We start from the raw sequence: 22,616 nt of genomic DNA, 5'->3' as shown, positions 1-22,616 counted from the left end.
CTCCGCCTCGGCGGCCCCGCTAATCCGACCTACGTGAATCATCGGAAATGGGCTGCGCAGCAGGTTTGCAGTGCGTCCCTCAGCTCAAGTCGCAATACCATACTTGTGCTGCGTCGCCTCGTACTGCTGCTTGAGCGACTCGAGCTTCGGATGCTTGGGATCGATCTTGCGGATCACCTGCATCTGGTGTTGCGCCTGTTCGGCCAGCGGGGCTTCCCAGCCCAGCATGTTGAGCTGGCGCAGGATGGCATCGACGGAGGCGAACAGCACGGGCAGGTTGCCTGGCGTCTTGCGCAGGGCCTGGCGCAGCACGAATACGGCTCCCTTGAGCTCTCCGCTTTCCGACTTGCTGGCCGCATCCTGCATCAGTTCCTGCACCTGGTTCGTGATCTGCTGGCCCATGCCTTGCGCCAGGTCGTGGCGGCCCGCTTTTTCAAAGACGTCAACGGCCGCTTCCATTGTCACGTCGCTGTCGGCTTCGTTGACGAGTTTCATCATGACGTCGGACGCCGCCTGTTCCAGGTTATTTTTCAGGCAGCTTTGCACGAGGCCCACCTTCAGCTGCGTTGACAGGCCCCGCGCCGTGTCCAGCGCGGCGGCGGCAAGCTGCAGTTCGGTGGCGGCGGCGATGTCGTTGCCCGACAATTCATGCAGCATGGCGGCCGAGATGGCGCGGCACGCTTCCACGTTGGCGCCGCCGCGCAAGGAGCGCTCCATGTCGCGCAGCACGCCGCTCGCTTGCGGTGCATCGCCTTTCTTGACCAGCGTTTTGACCAGATTCACATGATCTTCGGGATCGCGGAATTCCGAGTATTTGGCTTTCGTCACTACCTGCTTGTAGGCCCGTTCGGCCGCGCCGATGTCGCCCGTGTCGAAGGCGATGCCGCCCAGGTGGCGCAAGCGGCGCACCATGTGCGGCGAGATGGCCACCGCGTCCTCGAGGATTTTCTTTGCCTGCAGCTGCTGGCCCATGGCTTCATGGTTCTTCGCCAGCAAGTCGTAGGCGGCCATGAAGCGGGGATAGACCTCCACCAGTTCCAGCAGCGCGTCCTGCGCTTCTTCGTGGCGCTGCTGTTCGAACAGGGTGCGCGCCAGTCCCAGGTGGGCCCAAGCCATGGGGCGCGTGGCCAGCATGTCGGCGTACAGCTGTTCCGCTTCCTTCCATTCGTCCAGGGCGATGTGCAGCTCGGCGCGCAGGCGGGCGAAATCGGCTGCCAGGCGCGGGTGCTGCAGTTCGGCTGCGCGGCAGCTTTTCACGGCTTCGCGCAAGTCGCCCTTGTCGATCAGCTGATACGTGGGCAGGAAAATGGCGCGCCGCTCGATGGCGCGCGCGATGCGTCCGCTCAGCACGTCGACGGTGAACGGTTTTAATATGTAGTCGGACGGGGTCAGTTCGGCCGCGCTGATTACCTTGCTGTGGATGGCTTCCGAGGTCAGCATGATGAAGATCGTCCACAGGCCGATCAGCTTATGGTGGCGCAAGTCTTCCAGCAATTGCTGGCCATCCTGGCCGTCCGTGCCGCTGCCAAGATCGTATTCGCACAGGATGATGTCGAACGGTTTCTTCGTCAGCAAGCGGATGGCCGTGCCGGCATTGACGGCATATTCCACCTTGGTGATGGCAGCCTGATTCAGCATATTGTGCAGATTGCCCCGCATGCTGGGGTTCGGGTCGACGATCAGGACAGATAAGTCGCTAGTTTCTGGCATTGTTCAGCTCTCGTTCATCTGTTCGGTCATTTGCGGGAACTCTTCTTATATGTCTCGGCCTGGCAGTATTGTTTTTTATCAGCATACTGCAAAGCTGGCCGGCACTGCCAGCAAAATGCGTGCAATCGGGCGTAGGGCAGGGTGCAAGGCGCATCCGGTGGCGCGCAGCGTTGTATTTCATGGCGCCGTTGTGCTGCGCGCCAGTGCCGGCGCCGCAAATTCCAGCACATAGTTGACTAGCATGATAGTATCCTAATTACAACTAATGTTGGATGCCGCACAACCTTGCGGCCAGGCATGCGCAAGGCTGTACCGGGCGCTTTTCTTCTTTCTGGTGTCGATACCCGTATGCGTGTTCCTGATCTTTCTTCCCTGCGCCGCGTTGCCGTTCCCCTCGCATTTGGCGGCAACAGCGAACAGCAGCATACCTATTTTGCGGAATTGCACCGGGTCGGCATGGTCACGCAAGTGCTGGGCATCATCGCCTTCAGCTTGACGTGGCTGCTGATGCCGCCTACCTACCATCCGAACCTCACGCATGCCGTGCTGGCGCTGCTGGGCATGCTGATCAGCCTGGTCGTGCGCTACCGCTGCACCACCTTGCCCGTGCTGACGATTACCGGCGCCTGCGCCGTGCTGGCCCTGACTTTCGGCTTGCGCACCATGGCCGACGCCGTGCATCACGCCAGCTTCTGGGTCTTGCCGGTGGGCGTCTTCATGACCCTGGCCATCGCCTCCATTTTCAATGGCGGTCTCAGCTACCTGGCCGTGGTGGCCGGCGTTTGGTGGAACGTGGGCCATGGCCTGTATCCCGTCAACGCGGGCTTGCCCGACCAATCCTGGGCGCCCTTGATGATCGCCGTCAGCGTGCTGTTCGGGCTGGCACTGAATGTCAGCTTCAGTTTATTGCGCTTGCGTAACTATCACTCCAAGGTGGAGTTGACGCGGCTGGCCTTCCAGGACAGCCTGACGGGTTTGAACAACCGCCGCATGTTCACGCAGCGCGCCCAGCAGATGCATGGCGCAAGCCATGGCGGCATGCTGCATTTCCTGATGATCGACATCGACAATTTCAAGATCATCAACGACCAGCAGGGCCACGATGCGGGCGACGCGGTGCTCGTGCGCACGGCCGCCGTCATCGCGGACAAGGCCCAGGGCCATCTGTGCGGCCGCCTGGGCGGCGAGGAATTCGGCATCGTCTACGCGGGCGACCGGGAAGACGCGCGCGCCTTTGCCGGCTCCCTGGTCGAAGCCGTCAGCCAGGCTTTCCTGGCTGCACAGTTCGTGTCAATCAGCGTGGGCGTGGCCGAGCTGGACCGGAGCAAGGACCTGGGCCACAGCTACCGGCGGGCCGACGAGGCCCTGTACCTGGCCAAGCGGCAAGGCAAGAACCGCTATGTGATCGCCTGATGACCGGCTGAGGGTGTTGTTGCAGTGTCAAAAACTGCCGCTGTGAGGGGCAAAACGGTGGCAAAGGGCCAAGTTCCGGTCATAAGGCAGGGGTAAAACGGGTATAATGCGCGCAAAGGAAATTTGCCGTACGAAAGATATTGTCATACCTACCTTTAACCCGCAGCCACGCTGCATCAACCACCTTCCAATCATGTTGATACTGCCGGGTTCCAATGCCCTGTCCCATTTCCGTAGCCACCGTCTGTTAAGCCAACTGCAAGCCGTCTCGCCTGCGATTGTTGCCGTACAAGCACGCTATGTCCATTTCATCGATGCCAGCGCGCCTCTCACCAACGACGACAGCACGCGCCTTGGCGCCTTGCTGACGTACGGCGAGCCGGCCCAGGCTGACAATACGGAAGGCGCTGCCGAAGAATTCTTCGTCATCCCCCGTTTCGGCACGATCTCGCCGTGGGCTTCGAAAGCCACCGACATCGCGCACAACTGCGGCATGGCGCACATCAAGCGCGTCGAACGCGGCATCGCTTTCCGCATCAACCTGAAATCGGGCATCCTGGGCAGCGCCATCGGCGCCGGCAAATTGACGGACGAGCAGGTACAAGCCGTGGCCGACCTGCTGCACGACCGCATGACGGAATCCGTGCTGCGCAGCGCCGACGACGCCAAGGACCTGTTCCGCACCCTGGAAGCGCGCCCGCTCGAATCGATCGATTTGCTGGGGCAGGGCAAGGCCGCGCTGGAAACGGCGAACACGGAACTGGGCCTGGCGATGTCGGAAGACGAAATCGACTACCTGGACGCCGCCTTCACCAAGGCCGGCCGCAACCCGACCGACGTGGAACTGATGATGTTCGCGCAGGCGAACAGCGAGCATTGCCGCCACAAGATCTTCAACGCCGACTGGACCATCGACGGCGTGGCGCAGCCGAAGTCCCTGTTCGGCATGATCAAGAATACGCATGAACTGCAGCCGAAGGGCACCGTCGTCGCCTACAGCGACAATTCCTCGATCATGGAAGGTGCGACCGTATCGCGCTTCTACCCGCGCGGTGACAAGCACGAATACGCGGCGTCGACGGAACTGACGCACACCCTGATGAAGGTGGAAACGCATAACCACCCGACGGCGATTTCTCCATTCCCTGGCGCCTCCACGGGCGCGGGCGGCGAGATCCGCGACGAAGGCGCGACGGGCCGCGGCGCCAAGCCGAAAGCTGGCCTTACCGGCTTCACCGTCTCGAACCTGTCGCTGCCGGATGCCGTGCGCAGCTGGGAAACGGCAGCTTCCGTGACGGCGCCGCTGGCTGGCCGCACAGATGCGGACCAATACGGCAAACCGGAGCGCATCGCTTCGCCGCTGCAAATCATGATCGAAGGCCCGCTGGGCGGCGCCGCATTCTCGAACGAATTCGGCCGTCCCGTATTGGGCGGCTACTTCCGCACGTATGAACAGAACGTCGGTACAGATAAAGACGCCGTCTTCGGCTACCACAAGCCGATCATGATCGCCGGCGGCATCGGCAATATCTCGGCGCAGCACACGCACAAGAACGACATCCCCGTCGGCAGCCTGCTGGTGCAGTTGGGTGGCCCGGGCATGCGCATCGGCATGGGCGGCAGCGCCGCCTCGTCGATGACCACCGGCAGCAACACGGCCGACCTGGACTTCGATTCCGTCCAGCGCGGTAACCCTGAAATGGAACGCCGCGCCCAGGAAGTCATCAACGCTTGCTGGCAAATGGGTGCAGACAATCCGATCATCTCTATCCACGACGTGGGTGCGGGCGGCTTGTCGAACGCGTTCCCGGAAATCACCAACGACGCCAAGCGCGGCGCGATTTTCGACCTGCGCAAGGTGCCGCTGGAAGAGTCGGGCATGGCGCCGAAGGAAATCTGGAGCAATGAGTCGCAGGAACGCTATGTTCTCGCCATCGCGCCGGAAAGCCTGCCATTATTTAAAGCCATGTGCGAACGCGAACGCTGTCTGTTCGCCGCCGTGGGCGTGGCCACCGAAGAGCGTCAACTGAAACTGATCGACACGGAACTCGGCAACGAACCGGTCGACATGCCGATGGACGTCTTGCTGGGCAAGCCGCCAAAGATGCAGCGCGACGTGGTCCACGTGGCCAACGATTTCCCTGCGATTGACCTGACGGGCATGGACTTGAAGGACGTGGCGCAAAAAGTGCTGCTGCTGCCGACCGTGGCCGACAAATCCTTCCTGATCACCATTGGCGACCGCAGCGTGGGCGGCATGACCGTGCGCGACCAGATGGTGGGACCATGGCAAGTGCCTGTGGCCGATTGCGCCGTCACCACCATGAGCTTTGAAGGTTATCTGGGCGAAGCGATGGCCATGGGCGAACGCACGCCGCTGGCCGTCATCGACGCCGCCGCCTCGGGCCGCATGGCCGTGGGCGAAGCCGTCACCAACATCGCCGCCGCAGCTATCAGCGATATCAGCGACATCAAATTGTCCGCCAACTGGATGGCCGCCTGCGGCCAGCCTGGCCAGGACGCAGCCCTGTACGACACGGTCAAAGCCGTCGGTATGGAGCTGTGCCCGGCGCTGGGCATCAGCATCCCCGTCGGCAAGGATTCGCTGTCGATGCGCACGACGTGGAAAGACGAAAGCACAGGCGCGGCGAAATCCGTCACGTCGCCGGTGTCGCTGATCGTGTCCTCGTTCGCGCCAGTGACGGACGTGCGCAAGTCGCTTACGCCGCAACTGAAAACGGACAAGGGCGACACGTCGCTGATCCTGATCGACCTGGGCCGCGGCAAGAACCGCCTCGGTGCATCCGCCCTGGCACAAGTCATGGGCCAGCTGGGCAACGCCACGCCGGACGTGGACAGCGCGGAAGACCTGAAAGGCTTCTTCGCCGCCATCCAGAAATTGAACAGCGACGACAAGCTGCTGGCCTACCATGACCGTTCGGACGGCGGCCTGTACGCGACCCTGACGGAAATGGCCTTCGCCGGCCACACGGGCATGTCCGTCAACCTGGACATGCTGACCATGGAAGGCGAGCATTCGAGCGACTGGGGCGACGCCAAGAACTGGGCCGGCCAGGTAGCGGAACGCCGCAACGAACTGACCCTGCGCGCCTTGTTCAGCGAAGAACTGGGCGCCGTGATCCAGGTGCGCGCGGGAGAAAAGTCGCTCGTCATGGATGTGCTGCGCACGTTCAACCTGGGCGCCTGCAGTCATATCATCGGCAAATTGAACGACCGCGACGTGATCGAATTCACGCGCGACGCCAAGCTGATTTACACCCAGCCGCGCGCCGAACTGCACCGCCTGTGGAGCGAAACGAGCTGGCGCATCGCCCGCCTGCGCGACAATCCGGCCTGCGCGGACGCCGAATACGACCGCCTGCTGGACGTGCAAGACCCGGGCATGTCGCCGATCGTCACGTTCGACCAGAACGACAACATCGCCGCGCCATTCATCGCCACTGGCGTGCGTCCGCGTGTCGCCATCCTGCGCGAGCAGGGCGTCAACTCGCATATCGAAACGGCCTACGTGATGCACCAGGCAGGTTTTACCGCTGTCGACGTGCACATGAGCGACCTGATTGCGGGCCGCGTCAAACTGGACGACTTCCAGGGCGTCATCGCCGTGGGCGGTTTCTCGTACGGCGACGTGCTGGGCGCCGGCGAAGGCTGGGCGAAAACGATTCTGTTCAACGCCAGCCTGGCGGAACAGTTCGCGCGCTTCTTCAACCGCACGGACAGCTTCGGCCTCGGTATCTGCAACGGCTGCCAGATGATGAGCAATTTGAAATCCATCATCCCCGGCGCCCACGCCTGGCCTAAATTCACGCGCAACAAGTCGGAGAAATTCGAAGGCCGCTTTGCCATGGTCGAAGTGATGGATTCCCCATCGATCTTCTTCAACGGCATGGCCGGCACGCAAGCCGGCATCGCCATCGCCCACGGCGAAGGCTACGCCGACTTCTCGCAAACGGGCGACATCACCCAGGTCACCAAAGCCATGCGCTTCGTCGACAACAAGGGCGCCGCCACCGAAGCCTACCCGTACAACCCGAACGGCTCGCCGGAAGGCATCACCTCCGTGACCACGCCAGACGGCCGCTTCACGGTGCTGATGCCGCACGCGGAACGTGTGTTCCGCTCCGTGCAACAGTCGTACCACCCTGAAGCGTGGGGCGAGGATTCGCCGTGGATGCGCATGTTCAGGAATGCTCGGAAGTTTGTGGGGTAATTAGTTAGCTTTCAACGCGGCGTCTTGGTTCAATGCGCTGCTGCTGGGGTAGGAATGAGGAAGCCGCTGTCGGGAGACAGCGGCTTTTTTTGTAGATTTTATATGGCCTCTATTTTAATTTTTCCTTGCCATATATCAATGTGATCCTTTAGTTCAGTCATGTCGGACCAGGAAATTGCCCCCTCGGGAAGCAATGCATCATTAATATTTAATATACTATCGAGAAGTTGCTTTATTTTGTTGTATGAACCTTCCTCGTTCTTTAAATGTTCAATGCAATTTTCTGGTTTGTCACTCTCGATGATCTCGGAGAAATAGGCTTCTTCAAAATTCATAATCGAAGCGACAACTCTTGATTTTTCACTCATTTGAGATAGAATTTTCTCATTGTTTGTCCAAGCAGGATTTTTTATAATTATTTCTTTGTATATTGTTATGTCTTCGGTGCTTTTTTCTTTGTCTTTCTTTTTTGATTTTGTGAACGGCGAATCTGTATCATGTAAAACAAAATATTCCGAGTCAAAATGATTCAAAACCTTCATCATGGATGCCACAGTTACCTTGCCTCTTGCTCTTATTATATTTAAGTCATTGTACTGGAAGTTCCCATTCTTTTCTTCTTCGTTTTTTATATGGTTGAATGCCGAATATTCAGTGTCGCCTTCAACAATTAAAATTTTTCCTCCAAAAAATGCTTCAGAAATATGTGAGTCAAATAGATTTAATAGTTTCAAATTTTCTTTGTCGTCAACATCTAATTTCGCTATTTCTGGCCGATAAAGAGTCGTGGCTTTTATTTCGTCGCCAATATTTTTCTCTACGCGGATTATGGTGGTATGATCTTTGGTTAAGTCGATAAAGCTTGGGGAGTGAGTGGTAATCATTATTTGCCAATTGTCATTTTCTGGCAATGCATAAAGAACATCTCTTGCATTTTGTGTTGCGCGGGGATGTAGGCTTACCTCTGGCTCATCTAACAGAAGAATATGTGCTGTGTTTGGTCCAAGTCCCTCGTGAAAAGACTTTGCAGTTTTTCCTGCTGGTTTGGCTTTCATTCCTTTATCTGCAAGTAATTTAAGAATAGTCCATAAAGCTGTTCTTCGCGTACCACTTCCTTGTTTTTGTAGCGGAAGAGAGATTCCATCTTTTACTCCCATTTCTACAGAGAATTCTTCGCCAAGTAATTCAATTGAAATCGGTGCAATGCTTTCAGGAGCAGTAATGCTTAATCCGTAACTTGGGAATATTCGCTCAAGTATTAAATTTGCCTGTGCCTCTATTTCTTTAATTCCGGTCTTTTGCATATTTTTTGAATCTAATCGCAAACTCTTTAAGCTTTCTAGAATAAATTCATATCTTGATAATTCGTCATCTTCCTTGTGTTTTAGATTTTTTATTTGATCTTCAAGTAAGCTCTTGAATAGTGATGTAATAGCTTTAGCTTGAATTTCTGGATCATCAAAAGTGTTAACGCGATGCGGTTTAGGTCTGCGTGATTTTGCGACGTTGTTTACACCCCACGGCATTTTTTCTTTGTCTGCTTGTTGTGCCCAATCATTTTTATTTGCATTAAATCCAACGCGTTTAGGTTCGGCACCAACTCCATCCCAAGTCCATTTCTCTTTTATTAGGAAGCTTCCATCTACAGTTGGTGCGCACCATTCATCACCCGGCTTATTTTCTGCATTTGCGATTGAGTGAAGTTCTATTTCAGGAAGTTGATCAGCTATTATTTCTCTGTTGTGGAAATCGTCTTGATCTAGTTTTAGGCAGTCGGTAACAACTTCAAAGGCTCTTAATATAGTGCTTTTTCCTGCATTGTTTGCACCCACTAGAACAACAATTTTATCTATATCAATAGAAACTCCTGTTGATCCAATGCATCCAAAATTTTTAATTTTCAAGGTAGTGATACTAGGATTCGACATGTAATTTTTCTTTCTCTTAGTTGTTTAAAAGAAGACGTCCTATCTTCTCGAATTTTAAATCTACACTTACAACCCCTTCGCCCCCCCCCCACAATCACCACCGCCGAGGCACCAGCAAAAACTGCGCAATCAGCGTTCCCGCCAATCTGCTCCCCACCAGCCACACCACCGCGCGCCGGAACTGCGATTCTTCGATCTTGCCTTCGATGACGTCATCCGTCATGCCCGACATGTGCGGGTCGATGAAGACGGCCATCATGATGGTGGCGCCGCCGTTGATGATCGATGAAAGCGTGCTGGAGGTGACGCGCACGCTGGGGTCGAGCACGCCTGCGTACAGCGCCGCGAAGACGCCCACCGTCCACAGGGCCGTGGCGATGACGTTCATGGCTGTCATGGAGACGGAGACGCCTGATTTTTCGGGCAGGCCCGTGACGTTGGCCGGCTTGGGCAGGCTGGCGGAGGTCTTGAGGTAGGACAAGCCGCCCTTGAAGACGGCGTGCAGCAGCAGTTTCGGTGTCGCGCCGAGGATGGTTGCCAGGCTGGCGGAGGACAGTAGCCAGCGGAAATCTACCAATAGCGTGCTGGCGGCACCATGCTGGTCTATGCCTGTTTCCACGCGCTTGGCGAGGAAGGGGCCCAGGAATGAGTTCGAGGTGCGCGATAGCAGCATCAGGATGCTGAACAGGGCCAGCGACACGGCGATGCATCGCGTGTGGATGCCGGCGATGCGCATGGGAGGCGAGGGTGCCGATGATGTGGATGATGAACGTCAGCGCGCAAATCAGCAGCAATTGCTTGTCCATTACAGCCTTGCAGTATGGAAAATATAATTCCATCCTGCCATGGAATTATTTATTTTTCAACTGCAAATAAGTTAATTTTATGTGATTGGGGTTTTGTGGTGGTTTGTGTGGAGTTGACTGAATTTCACCCCAAGGCAGAAACTGGGGTCAGACCCTACAGGGGTAATGTCCCCCAATGGGGGACATTACGATCACGAAGTGACTGACCCCGGCCTTTGCCTGTGGGTGAGATAAATGCCGCCAGTGAGCGTCTGACTGGTTTCCTTGCTTGTATTTCAAGCTTGCACCCTCAACTATCCTGGGTAACGGCACGACTTGCCGCTCGACATGAATCAACCAACCCGGAGGTACACCATGAGTTTCGATTCCTTTCTGTCCAAACTGAAGACCAAAGCCAGCGAGCTGAAAACCGAGGCACTGAAGTACAAGAACAAGGATTTCCTGAATGCCGCGATGGCGGGATCGGCCCTGATCGCCATGGCGGACGGCAGCGTCAGTGCGGAAGAGAAGCAGAAGATGGTGAAGTTTATTGAGAGCAATGACGCTCTGTCAGTGTTTACCACCACGGACGTGATCAAGGCTTTCCAGGACTATGTCGGTCAGCTGGAGTTCGACAAGGATATCGGCGAAGCCAAGGCGTATCAGGCGCTGGGCAAGATGAAGTCGAATGTGGAGGCGTCGCGCCTGCTGGTGCGCATGATTATCGCCGTCGCTTCGTCGGACGGCAATTTCGACGCCAATGAGCAGCGCGTGGCCAGCAAGATCGCGCGCGAACTGGGCTTGAACCCAGGCGAGTTCGAGCTGCAGTAATTTTTAAGCCAGCCGGCCACGGCTGGCCAGACCTAACTCTTGTCCCACCAAGGCGGCGTGCCCGACGACCAGGGGCACGCCGTTTGCACTTCGCTGATCCTGTAGCGGATCTCGATCACTTGCCCATGGTGAAACGGACCGCGTCTCCAGTCGCCGGAATCAAAGATGTAGCTTTGGCCCTTGATGCAGTGTTGGTTCGGATTGTTGCCAATGGGGCCGGTCGAGTGCAGGGTGACGCGCACTTCGCCGTTGGCGTCCAGCGGGGCGTCGCCACCCATGAAGAGGGGATCCGAGCCGATGTCGCAGACAGTGGTGCTGCCTATCTTGCTGCAGTGCTTGATATACGTTTGCTGGCGCGCATTGGCCAGGTAATCGTCATGCCGCATCGGCTTGCCGTCGTCATAGGTAAAGCGCAGGATGACTTGCGTGGGCTCGCTGGCCGGATGGCGCGTGGTGCTGGTGCACGCGGCGCTGACCAGGGCCAGCAAGGGCCAGGCCAGCAGGCGCAGGCCGCCGCGCAGCACGGTGAATATTGGATTACTGCGAGGTGTCTGCATTGCGCTCCATGGGCCGTTGCCATTCGTTTAAGGAATTTGGCGGCGATGATAGCACGCGATGGCAGCGCCTGTGCCTGCCGTGCCTGTGCGCCGCCTCAACGCGACGCCAGGCCGATGTTTTGCACATGGGAAGGCACGATGCCGCCGCTCGATACCTTCTGCGACGGCACCACCATCACCAGTTCGCCATCCACGCTGCCGTCATCGTTGTGGTTAATGCGTACTTTCAGCTGGCGGTCCAGCGCGACAAAGGCGTTGCGATCGGTGGCGACGATGCGGTGCTCTTCCTGCTTGCCGATACGCGCATACTTTTCAGCGCCGGCGAGGCGCAGTTCCAGGGTGTCGCCATTCGACAGATCATAGACGCCGACGAATTTCTTGAAATCCCGGCGCATCATGTAGCGCGGGTGTTCGGGCACATCGATGCGCAGCATGTTGCCCGGCACGGTGACAGTGTGCTCGGGAGGTAGGGTTTGCGCGATGGCTGCCGTGCTGGCGGCGGCGAGGCACAGCAGTGTGCCCAGGATGATGGTTTTCATGTTGTTGTCCTCGTTGGTTGATGGCCTCTGGCGCGTGATGCGGGCGGGCATGGGGCAGGAACCAGTCTAGGCACAGGTTTGGCGCTGCGCATCGTTCATTCGGTGGAGACGGCCTTGATATTTTGCGGGTAGGCCATCGCATGGCGGTGGTTTATGCACTAGCGCGCAGCGTGATTCATTTCTTGCAGCGCCTTCTTGCATAGCTCGCCGTATCCCACGCCAGTGCCGCGTTTGTGTGCGGCCAAGTCATATCTGGCGCTGATGTCGTCCCAGGCCACGCTGCCGGGCAGCGGGCACAAGGCATCGTCGAGATCCATTTCGAAGTGGATGAAGTGGCCGTCGGCACTCAGCAGCTTGCCGTACACGGCGGGCATGCCGGGGTAGGCCAGCCGCAGGTCGAGCATAAGGGCCGCGCTCAGCGCCACGCCATGGCTGGCCGCGTACTGGCACAGGGCGTCGGGCAGGGGGCGGGCGCGCCACCAGGCCGCCGTCTGTTTGATGGCGGCCAGGGTCTGCGCGTTCTGCTGTTGGACAGAATATTGTCTGCTCATGCCTGCCACCCATGCTGAAGGGGACTTGCTGCCTTAGCGCGATGCCAGGCCCATGCTTTGCACGTGGGCCGGCACGATGTCGCCGCTGGCCAGTTTTTCGGCCGGCACCAGCATCAGCACTTCGCCGCCCACGCTGCCATCGTCGCGCAAGTCGATGCGCATGGCCAGCTGCCGGTCCAGCGCCACGAAGCTGTTGTTGTCGGTGGCGACGATACGGTGTTCTTCCTGGCCATCGATACGCGCATACATGATGGCGCCGATGCTGCTTGCATTGCGCAGGTAGAGCACCTGGCCGTTCGCCAGCTCATAGCCGCCGCGGAACGGGGCAAACCTTTCTGCAGTCATGAAATGTTTTTGTGCCGGCATTTCGATCGTCTGCAGGCGTCCGCCTGGAATGACGACGGTCTGGCTGTCGGGGAGCGATTGCGCATTTGCCAGCAGGGCGCAGACGCCCAGGGTGCCGGCCAGTATCCATGTTTTCATTTTTTTACCCATCCTTGAACTTTGGTGCCGTCCGCTGCCGGCGCGGCGATATGGTTGTCGATACCAGAGAAATCGACCGGCTGGCCAGCACGCGCTGTGGTGACACTGACAAGGTGCGGGCGACCGGTCTTGCCAGTGTAGGCAGGCAAGTTGTCCTGTACATCATCCGATCGGATGAGACAGCCTCATGCGTCGAGCACGGCCAGGTGCGCCGTCGCGCCGTGAATCAGCGCGATCAGCTCGCCCTGGCGCCGCGTGTCCGTTTTCAGATAGGTGTGGTGCAGATGCGTCTTGACGGTGTTGACGCTGATGCCGCTGCGTGCGGCGATTTCTTCGATGGTGGCCCCTTGCGCCAGCTCCTTGCCCACCAGCGCTTCGGCTTGCGTCAAGTCGAACAGCTGGCGCAAGGCGGGGACGGAGGTGCTCGCCTGTGTGGGATCGCGCGCAATCAGCAGTGCGCATGGCGGTTGGCAGGCGGCGAGCAGGGTGACGGTCAGGGCCAGCGGCGTTTGCTGCTTGCGCGCCAGGCGCAGCGACTGGCATTGCGGCGCGCTGCCGGCGCTGGCGATGACGAGGTGCACGGCACGCACGAGGGCCGGCGGTACGCCGTGTGCCAGCTGCGCCGCATGCAGAGCGTGGCCGGCGGGCGTGGCGAAGCGCAGCCCGAGGCCCGCGTCGAGTACCAGCACGGCGGCACCCATGGCGTCGAGCGCCGCCAGCGCGCAGCGGCTGGCCAGTTGCGCCTCGCGCAGGCGCTGTTGCAAGCACACGGCGCGTTGCAGATGCGGCAAGAGTTCCTGCCATTGCCGGCTGTTCAGGGCGGCGCTGTCGAGCTGCGGCCAGTCGTCCGTGCCACAAGCCGTCTCGTACAAGGCGGCAATCAGTTTGCCCACATCCGCGCTTATTGTAGCTGTGCCCATGCTTGTCCCCATAGCCTGATTAGATCAGCGTGCCGCAGGCGTGCAGGTGCGGAACTGGGTAAGGGCGGTGTTGCGCAGCGATCCGCCCCGCCTTTGTGAGGAGGGGCTGGCCGCTGCCATCTGGCCTGGGCAACTATCAAGATAGTACAAAGACATCAGTGCTGCAATGGTTTGCAATAATATGGTGGGATAGTGTTCTGTAGGAAACTTGCACGGGCAAAACACGTCCATGATGTAAGATTCGCACTATGACCGATTTCACATTTGCCAATTGCCCATGAGTTCAATAATGATCCCCGACGTTGCCCTCGTCGACAACACCGAACAACGCACGCCATTGGTGCTCGTGCTGGACTGCTCCGGCAGCATGGATGGCGAGCCCGTCGCCCTGCTCAACGAAGGTCTGGCCTTGCTGGAGCAGGAACTCAAGTCCGACGTGATCGCCGCCAAGCGCGTGCGCATCCTCGTGATTCAATATGGCGCCCACGATGAAGCCGTGGTGGCCAGCAACTGGTGCGATGCTATGGATTTCACGGCGCCCCGGCTTGAAGCGAACGGTACCACGCCGACCGGCGCGGCCGTCGAATTGGCGCTGGCCGAGATCGAGCAGGAAAAGCAGCGCTTCCGCCAGGCGGGCGTGGCGTACACGCGGCCGTGGCTGTTTTTGATGTCGGACGGCGAGCCGACGGATCGCTGGCAGCACGGCGCCGAGCAGGCGCGCGCGGCCGAGCAGGCCAATAAAGTGGCGATCTTCCCCATCGCCGTGGGCGACAACGCGAACATCGATTCCCTGGGGCAGTTTTCCAGCCGTGGCGAACGGGGCGTGAAGCAGCTGAAAGGCTTGCAGTTCCGCGAACTGTTCCTGTGGCTGAGCGCCAGCATGCAGGTGGTGTCGCAGTCGCGTCCCGGTGCGCAGGCCCAACTGGCCTCGACGGACGGCTGGTCTGTCGTGAGCACCTGATCGATGGCAGCAGTGCAAGCAACACAGGACTCCTGGCGCACATTCGGCGCCTCCGTCACGGGCAAGGCGCATTTGGACAAGGATATCCCTTGCCAGGATGCGCATGCGCACGCCGTCGTGGGCGACGTCCTGGTGGCCATCGTCTGCGATGGCGCCGGTTCGGCCAGGCTCAGCGAGCAGGGCGCACAGTTTGTTTCCGCGCAAACCGTGCAGGCGCTGGCCGGACGGCTGGAGCAGGGCGCCACCGTGCAGGATTTACATGACGGCGCGTTGGCAGGCACCCTGGCGCAGATCCGCGCCGCGCTGGGCGATATCGCCCGCGCCGCCAACGCCACTCTCGACGATTACGCTGCCACAGTTGTCGGCGCGGTCATGGGGCAAGATACCGGCTTCTTCTTCCACCTGGGCGACGGTCTGGGCGTGGCGCAACTGGGCGATGGCGGCGAACTGATCTCGCTGCCCGCCAACGGCGAATACGCGAACGAAACATACTTTATCAGCGGCGAGCGCTGGCGCGAACAGCTGCGCCTGCTGCCGATACCCCAGTCCGTGCGCGGCGTCGTGCTGATGTCGGACGGTTGCATGCCCTTTGCCATGAGCAAGAACAATGCGGCCTTGTACGCGCCGTTCATGGATGCCGTGCAAGGCTATCTGCGCACGGTCGAGAGCATCGAACTGGGCAATGAAGCGCTGGCGTCCACCCTGGCCGATCCGCGCACGCACCAGATCACGGGTGACGACAAGACCCTGCTGCTGGCTTTGCGCGCATGAGCCGGAAGCAGGGCGTGACACCGGGTCTGAGTCCGGGCGGAAAAATCTGGCTCGACAAAGTCCGTAGCCTTGTCTTGGGCAAACTCATCAAGAGCGGCGGCGCGGGCAGCGTGTATCTGCTGCCGGGCGCGCCGGCGCAGGTGGCCAAGCTGTACCACCCGCACCTGGACCGGGCCGCCAACCGGCGCAAGCTCGAAGCGATGCTGGAATTGTCGCCCGAGCTGCCGGACCAGTTGGAAAACGGCAAGCGCTACGTGCAGATCGCCTGGCCGCAAGCGGCCGTGTTCGACGGCCAGGGCGGCTTTGCAGGTTTCGTCATGCCCTTGCTGGACATGGCGCAAACGGCCGAGCTGGAACAGATCATGCAGGAGCGGCAAGCGCGCGCGGCCGGCTTGCCCACGGGTCTCGGGCCCAAGTTGACCCTGGCCGCCAACCTGGCCGCCGTCATCGATGCGCTGCACCAGCAGCAGCATTACGTGGTCGATCTGAAACCCGTGAACTTGCGCTTCTACCGCGATTCGCTGTACATCGCCATGCTCGATTGCGATGGTTTCAGCATCCAGGGCCATGCGGAGCGTTTTCCTGCGGAGCAATTCACGGCCGACTACCTGGCGCCGGAATTCCAGCGCAAGGGCATGCCGGCGGGCACGGAAATGGCGCAAGACCGCTTTGCGCTGGCCGTCGTCATCTTCCAGTTGCTCAACTTTGGCATTCACCCGTACAGCGGGCGGCCCGGCAATGCGCAAGTGGCGACCGACATTCCCGGCCGCATCCGCGACGCCTGCTATGCGTACGGCGTCAAACGCCACAAGCAGCTGGCGCCGAACGCGACCAGCGGCCATGCCTTGATGCCACCCGAGCTGCGCGCCATGTTCGACCGCGCTTTTTCCCAGTCCCCCAAACCGCAGCGGCCCTCGGCGGCCGACTGGGCGCAGTTGCTGCGCGGCTATGCGCAGCGCAGCGACGGCAAGCTCGTCGTGTGTACCGCGAATCCCGAGCACCAGCATTTCGCGGGCCTCGGCTGCGCGGCCTGTGCGCGCGACAAGGTCATTGTCGCGGCTGCGCAAGCCTCGGTGCAGGCGCAGCAGATGCAGTTGCAACAGCAATCGTTGCCGCCGCAGCGCAGTACGCGGCGCACGGCGCCGGGGCAGGCGCCCGCCGCCATTCCAGTGGCAGGCAACACTGGCGGCGGCATCACGGGCAAGGGCTGGGCCGTGGTGGTGCTGCTGATTGTGCTGTTCCTGATCGGCTTTACGGCCTGGACCTCGTCGCCCGATGAAGCCAAGGCCAAGGCCAGCCTGCAGGCGCAAGCGGACCAGGCGGCTGGCCTGGAAGTATTTCGCTGGCGTTCGCGCAAGGCGACCGGCTTCCAGCCGTCCGATGCGCGCAAGGCCGTGCGCAGCCTGTCGCAAGCGATCAGCAAGGGCGACGATGACGCCGTTACGCGCGGCTTGCAGCTGTTGTACCGGGCCGGCGAAGGAAAGCCGTCCACCTACGCTGGCGACCCGATGCGCGTCCGGCTGCGCACCACCTTGATGGAAGGCCTGGGGTCGATGCCGGGCTACGCCCCCGAATTGTCGGATACGTATCTCGACAACTTGCAAGCCGACCCGCGCGACTATCTGGCGGCGGCGGCCATGGGCCGCATGTACCTGAGCCTGGACGAACCGCAGGCGGCGCGCCAGTATTTCGAGCAAGCCGTGTGGGCACGCCCCACCGATGGCGTAGCCTGGCTGGGCATCGCGGCCACGGCCCTGCTGCGCGGCGGCGATGAGCGCGATGCCGTGAATCTGGTGGCGCTGGCGCAGCTGACGGCTTACCGTTATGCCGTGCAGAACGCCTTGCCGGCGGAACCGGGCGAACCGGCCGACAACGGCGTCGCTCGCACGATGCAGCGCATGGACCTGAACGCCAAGGTGTTGCGCCTGGCTCAGGGGTGGGATTACCAGAAACGCTGGGACAAGGTGCTGGCCGAGGGCGCGCTGTTGGCGGCCAAACTCAAGGCCATGCCGCCCTTGCGCGACCAAGTCGGCGGCGTGCAGCGCGACACGATGACGACGGTTGCGTATGGCGTGCTGGACGAAAAGCACGCAACGGGTGAAAACCGCCTGACCCTGACCATCGCGGCCGACGGCACCCTGACCTATGCGGCGGCCGAGTTGCCGATGGAGCCGATGCTCAACAAGGTGCTGCTCGATAGCGTCAAGCGCTGGACTTATTTGCCGGCCGTGCAGCACGGTCAATTGCTGGAATCGAAGGTGGTGGTGCTCGTGCGCTACCGCGATGGCCGGGTCAGCTTTGTGCCGGGCGGCGTGGCCGTCACGGCGGAAAATTAGAGGAATGCCATGAAAATCAAGACCTTATGCGCCGTGCTGGGCGCGTCCTTATTGTGGCCCGCGTTGTCGCAGGCGGAGATCGTTCAACGCCAGGTGGTGACAGCCATCGCCGGCGAGCAGGATAGCGAAGGCGCCGACGTGCTGACCGTGGCCGCGAACACGGCTTGCGGCGGCCGCCAAGTGCGCATGGATGCGCGCTCGGTCGGGCTGGACGATGGGCCATACGAAGCGATGAAAGCCCGGCTGGCCAAGCAGATCCGCAGCAAGACGCCCATGCTTGTCACATTGAAAAAATGCCCGGACGATGCGAGCGTGCCCATCGTGCGCCAGATCGCCGCCTGCACGCCAGCGGCCTGCACCGACGGCCGGGCGCGGTTGTACCTGCACGAGCGTTTCTACCCCATCGAGCAGGAAAAGGCGCCAAACGTGTTGCTGTTGCCTTTGCCGAAAGGCAAGCTGCCGGGTACGTGGAAGGTGGACATTTACAGCGTGGCCGGCCACAAGCTGCGCCTGTCGGGCCAGGTCAACCGCGCCGATTATGCGCAGGGCGAGCTGGTGGGTGGCTATGTCACGTATTACCCGAATGGCAAGACCGAGAAACAGGTGGCGCAGGATGGGCAGGGCCGTCAGCATGGCATCGGCAGCAAGTATTTTCCCGATGGCACGCTGGAGCTGCGCGGTGACTGGCGCCATGGCTTGCCAGAAGGCGAGCATCAGCGCTATCACGCGACCGGCAAGTTGAGTGAAACGAGCATCTACCGCGACGGCAAGCAGCTCGACGGGCCAGTGCAGACGTTTGATGAAAATGGCAAGCTGAGTAGCAGCTACACTTTGCGCGGCGGCAAGATGGAAGGCGAGATGCTCACATACTTCCCTGATGGAAAAATCTCCAGCCGCGCGGAAATGCAGAACGGTAAGTTCAATGGCGTGAGCACGAATTACTACCCGGATGGCGCCGTGCAAGCCAGGATGACGCAGGTTAACGACTTGCCCACGGGCGAGGCAATGGAATTCTATGCGGACGGCAAGGTGAAAAGCCGCCAGCAATATGGAGACAAGGGCGGGCTGCTCAGTATCCAGCGCTACAGCCCTCAGGGCGTGCTGGTGCTGGAACGGAAATGGGATGCACAACTGCGCGAACAGGGCACGTCGCGCTCGTGGTACGAGAACGGCAAGCCGGAACAAGCCATCGACTACGTGAACGACCGGCGCGACGGCTGGAGCCGCAGCTGGCACGAGGATGGCAGTTTGAAGGGCGAATGCCAGTACGTGGCCGGCAAGGCCCAGGGCGGCTGCGGCGAAGCGCCGCCAGCGCCGGAACTGCAGCGCAAGGAGCAGGCATGGCGCGCCTTGTGAAGCATGTGCTGCTGGCAACGCTGCTGTGGCCGGTGCTGGCCCACGCCGAGATCGAACAGCGGCAAGTAGTCAGCGCCATCAAGGCGACGCCCGACGGCGATGTGCTGACCCTGGCCAGCGACAGCGGCTGTGGCGGCAGGCAGGTGCTGATGGATGCCGTGTCCGTGGGCCTGGACGCGCAGCAATACGCCGCCATGAAGCAGCAATTGGCCAAGCTGATACGTGACAAAACGCCCTTGTTGATGCGTATCAAATTCTGCCCTGCGCCGGGTAATGTGGGTGCGCTCGCCATGCCGGATGTTGGCAAGCTGGGCGGCTGCGAGCCGCAAGCCTGTGCCGATGGCAAGGCGAGCTTGTACCTGAATCACAATCTGACGCGCGGCGAAGTCAAGGAACATGCGCGCTATGCGCTGATCGTCCCGCTGCCGCCAGGCAAGACGCCCGGCACCTGGCAAGTCGAGGTGGTGCACGCGCGCGAAGGCGAGCCGAAGCGGCTGATTGGCCAGGTCAACGATCCCGATTACCTGCGCGGCAAGCTGGTGGGCAACTACAGCATGTACTACCCGCATGGACAGCTGGAAATGCAGGTGGAGCAAGATGGCCGCGGCGTGCAGGAAGGTGTGCAGACCCTGTATCGTCCTGACGGCCAGATTTCCATGCGCAACACGTGGCGCAATGGCGTGCAGGAAGGCGAACAGCGGACCTACCACGATACGGGTAAGCTGAACGAGGCCAGCCAGTACGTGAACGGCGCCCGCGCCGATGGCGTGGTGGAGTCTTTTGATAAAGACGGCAAGCTGCGCACGCGCATGACCCAGGTCAAGGGCCAGACGGAGGGCGAGCTGCTGCTGTTTTATCCGGACGGTAGTGTGGAAAGCCGCAGTCTGTACGTGGATGGCATCCAGGCAGGACCGAGCACCGGCTATTTCCCGGATGGCAAGGTGCAGCGTACAACGCAGTACGTGGACGACAAGCCTGTCGGCGACAGCGTCGAATATTACCCGGACGGCAAAGTCGCCAGCAAGCGCACGCACAGCGGCCACTTCGTGTTGCGCAGCGAACAGCGTTTCAGCCGGGCCGGAGTATTGATGGTGCAGAAACAGTGGAACGCGGGCGGGCGCGAGGAGGGCGCATTGCGTTCCTGGTATGCCGATGGCAAGCCGCGGCAGCTGATCGAGTATATCGATGGCGAGCGCCAGGGCTGGACGCGGCACTGGCGTGCTGACGGTAGTGTGGAAAGCGAGTGCCGTTATGTGGCGGATGAGCCGCAGGGGGAGTGCACGGGGGCGTCCGCGAAGATGTCGTACACGGAGGATGGGATTGAGTTCGAGATGCCGGAGCGGTGAGGCACGTCAATTGACCCAAGACAAGGACTGAGGTCAGACCCGTCGGGTCTGACCCCGGCTCTTTGCCTGAGGGTTCGGTGATGCTATCGGCTTACAAATGGTCTAGGACTGAGGCGTAACATTAGCGGTGCGGCGGCGTCAGCACGCTGGCAATCGCCTTCGGCAAGGTCTCAGGATAATCGCGGCTGAAGTGCAGGCCGCGGCTTTCTCGGCGGGACAGGGCGCTGTTGACGATCATCGAGGCCACGTCGACGAGGTTGCGCAATTCCAGCAAATCGTGCGTGATGCGGAAGTTGCGGTAGTACTCGTCGATCTCTTCCTTCAAGAGCGCGATGCGATGCTGGGCCCGTTCCAGGCGTTTCGTCGTGCGCACGATGCCCACGTAATTCCACATGAAGCGGCGCAGCTCGTCCCAGTTGTGGGAAATCACCACTTCCTCGTCCGCATCCGTGACCCGGCTTTCATCCCAGTCGGGCAGATACGGCGTGCCCAGCTTTTCCTTGCTTTCGATGTCTTGCGCGCAGGCGCGGCCGATGACGATGCATTCCAGCAGGGAATTCGACGCCAGACGGTTCGCGCCATGCAGGCCCGTGCACGCCGTCTCGCCGACCGCGTACAGGCCCGGCAAGTCGGCGCGGCCCGCCAAGTCCGTTACGACGCCGCCGCATGTGTAGTGGGCGGCCGGCACGATGGGGATAGGCTGCTTGGTGATGTCGATGCCCAGTTCCAGGCAGCGCGCGTAGATGGTCGGGAAGTGCTCGATGAGGAATTCGGCCGGCTTGTGGCTGATGTCCAGGTGCACGTAGTCGAGGCCCCGTTTCTTGATCTCGAAGTCGATGGCGCGCGCCACCACGTCGCGCGGCGCCAGTTCGGCCCGCTCGTCGTGAGCCAGCATGAAGCGCGTGCCAGCGGCCGCACCCGCTTCAGGCGGCAGTTTCAGCAAGCCGCCTTCGCCACGGATGGCTTCGGTGATCAGGAACGATTTGGCATACGGGTGGTACAAGCAGGTCGGGTGGAACTGGATGAATTCCATGTTCGACACGCGGCAGCCGGCGCGCCAGGCCATGGCGATGCCGTCGCCGCTGGCCGTGTCGGGATTCGTTGTATATAAGTATACTTTGCCGGCGCCGCCCGTGGCCAGCACGGTGTGCTCGGCGGCAAACGTCAGTACTTTACCCGTTTGCTCATCCTGTACGTACAGGCCATGGCAATGTGGTTGGGCATTGCGCTGGGTCGGCTTCATGCCCAGCTTGTCGGAAGTGATCAGGTCGATCGCGCAATGGTGTTCGAACAGGCTGATGTTCGGGTGGGCGCGGACCTTTTCTTCCAGGGTCACTTGCACGGCGTGCCCGGTGGCGTCGGCCGCGTGGATGATGCGGCGCTGGCTGTGTCCGCCTTCGCGGGTCAGGTGGAAACCCAGTTCGGCCGTGGCGTCGCGTGTAAACGGCACGCCTTGCTCGATCAGCCATTCGATCGCTTCGCGGCCGTGCTCGACGATGTAGCGCGTGGCGCTCTCGTCGCACAGGCCGCCACCGGCGATCAGGGTGTCTTCGATGTGCTGCTGGTGGCTGTCGCCCGAGTCCAGCACGGCCGCGATCCCGCCTTGCGCCCAGTTGCTGGCGCCATCGAGCAGCGCGCGTTTGGAAATGATCGCGACAGTGCGCGTCTCAGCTAAATGCAGTGCAACCGATAAACCCGCCAGGCCACTGCCGACAATCGCTACATCAAATTTCATGACATTTATCTTTTTTTAGGGGAAGCATACTATATGCCATTTCCCCTCATTCGGTAATGTATTGAGATAAATTCTGCCAGCGAAAGATAGCCGGGGCCTTAGCTTGTGGCGCATCAATGTCTTCTTGGAACAGTTCGCCATGATGGCAAGACCAGCAACAGGC

Annotated in this window: 16 protein-coding genes and 1 pseudogene; 8 read left to right on the top strand and 9 right to left on the bottom strand. The window is 60.4% G+C overall.

Features of this window, described 5'->3' with window-relative positions:
* Positions 1 to 84: 84 nt before the first annotated feature.
* On the bottom strand, positions 85 to 1,710 hold the full coding sequence (locus tag V3C40_RS04910) for a tetratricopeptide repeat-containing response regulator (protein ID WP_139088868.1): 1,626 nt from the start codon (positions 1,708 to 1,710) through the stop codon (positions 85 to 87).
* 348 nt (positions 1,711 to 2,058) lie between these two features.
* Between V3C40_RS04910 and V3C40_RS04905 the strand changes: the two genes are divergently transcribed.
* Together V3C40_RS04905 and purL are read left to right on the top strand one after the other, a co-directional pair.
* On the top strand, positions 2,059 to 3,123 hold the full coding sequence (locus V3C40_RS04905) for a GGDEF domain-containing protein (protein ID WP_331776725.1): 1,065 nt from the start codon (positions 2,059 to 2,061) through the stop codon (positions 3,121 to 3,123).
* Between the two features lie 193 nt (positions 3,124 to 3,316).
* Complete coding sequence (gene purL, locus V3C40_RS04900) at positions 3,317 to 7,354, top strand: phosphoribosylformylglycinamidine synthase (protein ID WP_331776724.1); 4,038 nt, start codon at positions 3,317 to 3,319, stop codon at positions 7,352 to 7,354.
* Between the two features lie 98 nt (positions 7,355 to 7,452).
* Here the strand turns inward: purL and V3C40_RS04895 are convergent, their stop codons facing one another.
* Positions 7,453 to 9,282: an ATP-dependent nuclease gene (locus V3C40_RS04895; protein ID WP_331776723.1), complete on the bottom strand. Its 1,830-nt coding sequence runs from the start codon at positions 9,280 to 9,282 to the stop codon at positions 7,453 to 7,455.
* A 94-nt stretch (positions 9,283 to 9,376) separates the two neighbouring features.
* Positions 9,377 to 10,088, bottom strand: a pseudogene (locus V3C40_RS04890) (lipid II flippase family protein).
* A 354-nt stretch (positions 10,089 to 10,442) separates the two neighbouring features.
* Between V3C40_RS04890 and V3C40_RS04885 the strand changes: the two are divergent.
* Positions 10,443 to 10,898, top strand: coding sequence for a tellurite resistance TerB family protein (locus tag V3C40_RS04885; protein ID WP_035818589.1), 456 nt, complete (start codon positions 10,443 to 10,445; stop codon positions 10,896 to 10,898).
* Between the two features lie 32 nt (positions 10,899 to 10,930).
* Here V3C40_RS04885 and V3C40_RS04880 read toward each other — a convergent pair whose 3' ends face one another.
* The 5 genes from V3C40_RS04880 to V3C40_RS04860 all read right to left on the bottom strand — a co-directional run bounded on the left by V3C40_RS04880 (position 10,931) and on the right by V3C40_RS04860 (position 13,921).
* Positions 10,931 to 11,455: a hypothetical protein gene (locus V3C40_RS04880; protein ID WP_331776722.1), complete on the bottom strand. Its 525-nt coding sequence runs from the start codon at positions 11,453 to 11,455 to the stop codon at positions 10,931 to 10,933.
* 95 nt (positions 11,456 to 11,550) lie between these two features.
* Positions 11,551 to 11,994, bottom strand: a complete 444-nt coding sequence (locus V3C40_RS04875) for a hypothetical protein (protein WP_331776721.1) — start codon at positions 11,992 to 11,994, stop codon at positions 11,551 to 11,553.
* A 158-nt stretch (positions 11,995 to 12,152) separates the two neighbouring features.
* Positions 12,153 to 12,545: a hypothetical protein gene (locus V3C40_RS04870; protein WP_331776720.1), complete on the bottom strand. Its 393-nt coding sequence runs from the start codon at positions 12,543 to 12,545 to the stop codon at positions 12,153 to 12,155.
* Positions 12,546 to 12,578: 33 nt separating this feature from the next.
* Positions 12,579 to 13,028 (bottom strand): hypothetical protein, encoded by a 450-nt coding sequence (locus V3C40_RS04865; protein WP_331776719.1) that lies wholly within the window; start codon positions 13,026 to 13,028, stop codon positions 12,579 to 12,581.
* A gap of 185 nt (positions 13,029 to 13,213) precedes the next feature.
* Complete coding sequence (locus V3C40_RS04860) at positions 13,214 to 13,921, bottom strand: helix-turn-helix transcriptional regulator (protein WP_331776718.1); 708 nt, start codon at positions 13,919 to 13,921, stop codon at positions 13,214 to 13,216.
* 304 nt (positions 13,922 to 14,225) lie between these two features.
* On the opposite strand from V3C40_RS04860, the gene V3C40_RS04855 reads away from it, so the two are divergent.
* From V3C40_RS04855 to V3C40_RS04835, 5 genes are read left to right on the top strand one after another with little or no spacing between them, the layout of a single operon-like run.
* A complete protein-coding gene (locus tag V3C40_RS04855; protein WP_072453725.1) occupies positions 14,226 to 14,909 on the top strand; it encodes a vWA domain-containing protein in 684 nt (227 codons plus the stop codon).
* Between the two features lie 3 nt (positions 14,910 to 14,912).
* Positions 14,913 to 15,680 (top strand): PP2C family serine/threonine-protein phosphatase, encoded by a 768-nt coding sequence (locus V3C40_RS04850; protein WP_331776717.1) that lies wholly within the window; start codon positions 14,913 to 14,915, stop codon positions 15,678 to 15,680.
* A complete protein-coding gene (locus tag V3C40_RS04845; RefSeq protein WP_331776716.1) occupies positions 15,677 to 18,016 on the top strand; it encodes a hypothetical protein in 2,340 nt (779 codons plus the stop codon). Before V3C40_RS04850 ends, V3C40_RS04845 begins: the two co-directional genes overlap by 4 nt.
* 9 nt (positions 18,017 to 18,025) lie before the next feature.
* Positions 18,026 to 19,372 (top strand): toxin-antitoxin system YwqK family antitoxin, encoded by a 1,347-nt coding sequence (locus V3C40_RS04840; RefSeq protein WP_331776715.1) that lies wholly within the window; start codon positions 18,026 to 18,028, stop codon positions 19,370 to 19,372.
* Complete coding sequence (locus tag V3C40_RS04835; RefSeq protein WP_331776714.1) at positions 19,357 to 20,718, top strand: toxin-antitoxin system YwqK family antitoxin; 1,362 nt, start codon at positions 19,357 to 19,359, stop codon at positions 20,716 to 20,718. The genes V3C40_RS04840 and V3C40_RS04835 overlap by 16 nt, the downstream gene beginning before the upstream one ends.
* Before the next feature lie 121 nt (positions 20,719 to 20,839).
* On the opposite strand, the gene nadB is transcribed toward V3C40_RS04835, so the two are convergent.
* A complete protein-coding gene (nadB, locus tag V3C40_RS04830; protein WP_072453720.1) occupies positions 20,840 to 22,453 on the bottom strand; it encodes an L-aspartate oxidase in 1,614 nt (537 codons plus the stop codon).
* Between the last annotated feature and the right edge of the window lie 163 nt (positions 22,454 to 22,616).

The organism is Janthinobacterium sp. LS2A, assembly GCF_036543145.1.
GTDB classification, from domain to species: Bacteria; Pseudomonadota; Gammaproteobacteria; order Burkholderiales; family Burkholderiaceae_D; genus Janthinobacterium; species Janthinobacterium aestuarii.
Note: the sequence above shows the minus strand (reverse complement) of the source record. Positions and strands in the feature narration are given on the sequence as shown.

Coding starts and splice junctions, on each gene's coding strand:
- V3C40_RS04870 (WP_331776720.1), bottom strand. CDS start 12,545: ATGAGCAGACAATATTCTGTCCAACAGCAGAACGCGCAGACCCTGGCC.
- V3C40_RS04880 (WP_331776722.1), bottom strand. CDS start 11,455: ATGCAGACACCTCGCAGTAATCCAATATTCACCGTGCTGCGCGGCGGC.
- V3C40_RS04885 (WP_035818589.1), top strand. CDS start 10,443: ATGAGTTTCGATTCCTTTCTGTCCAAACTGAAGACCAAAGCCAGCGAG.
- V3C40_RS04855 (WP_072453725.1), top strand. CDS start 14,226: ATGAGTTCAATAATGATCCCCGACGTTGCCCTCGTCGACAACACCGAA.
- V3C40_RS04845 (WP_331776716.1), top strand. CDS start 15,677: ATGAGCCGGAAGCAGGGCGTGACACCGGGTCTGAGTCCGGGCGGAAAA.
- V3C40_RS04895 (WP_331776723.1), bottom strand. CDS start 9,282: ATGTCGAATCCTAGTATCACTACCTTGAAAATTAAAAATTTTGGATGC.
- V3C40_RS04875 (WP_331776721.1), bottom strand. CDS start 11,994: ATGAAAACCATCATCCTGGGCACACTGCTGTGCCTCGCCGCCGCCAGC.
- V3C40_RS04865 (WP_331776719.1), bottom strand. CDS start 13,028: ATGAAAACATGGATACTGGCCGGCACCCTGGGCGTCTGCGCCCTGCTG.
- purL (WP_331776724.1), top strand. CDS start 3,317: ATGTTGATACTGCCGGGTTCCAATGCCCTGTCCCATTTCCGTAGCCAC.
- V3C40_RS04910 (WP_139088868.1), bottom strand. CDS start 1,710: ATGCCAGAAACTAGCGACTTATCTGTCCTGATCGTCGACCCGAACCCC.
- V3C40_RS04905 (WP_331776725.1), top strand. CDS start 2,059: ATGCGTGTTCCTGATCTTTCTTCCCTGCGCCGCGTTGCCGTTCCCCTC.
- V3C40_RS04835 (WP_331776714.1), top strand. CDS start 19,357: ATGGCGCGCCTTGTGAAGCATGTGCTGCTGGCAACGCTGCTGTGGCCG.
- V3C40_RS04840 (WP_331776715.1), top strand. CDS start 18,026: ATGAAAATCAAGACCTTATGCGCCGTGCTGGGCGCGTCCTTATTGTGG.
- V3C40_RS04850 (WP_331776717.1), top strand. CDS start 14,913: ATGGCAGCAGTGCAAGCAACACAGGACTCCTGGCGCACATTCGGCGCC.
- nadB (WP_072453720.1), bottom strand. CDS start 22,453: ATGAAATTTGATGTAGCGATTGTCGGCAGTGGCCTGGCGGGTTTATCG.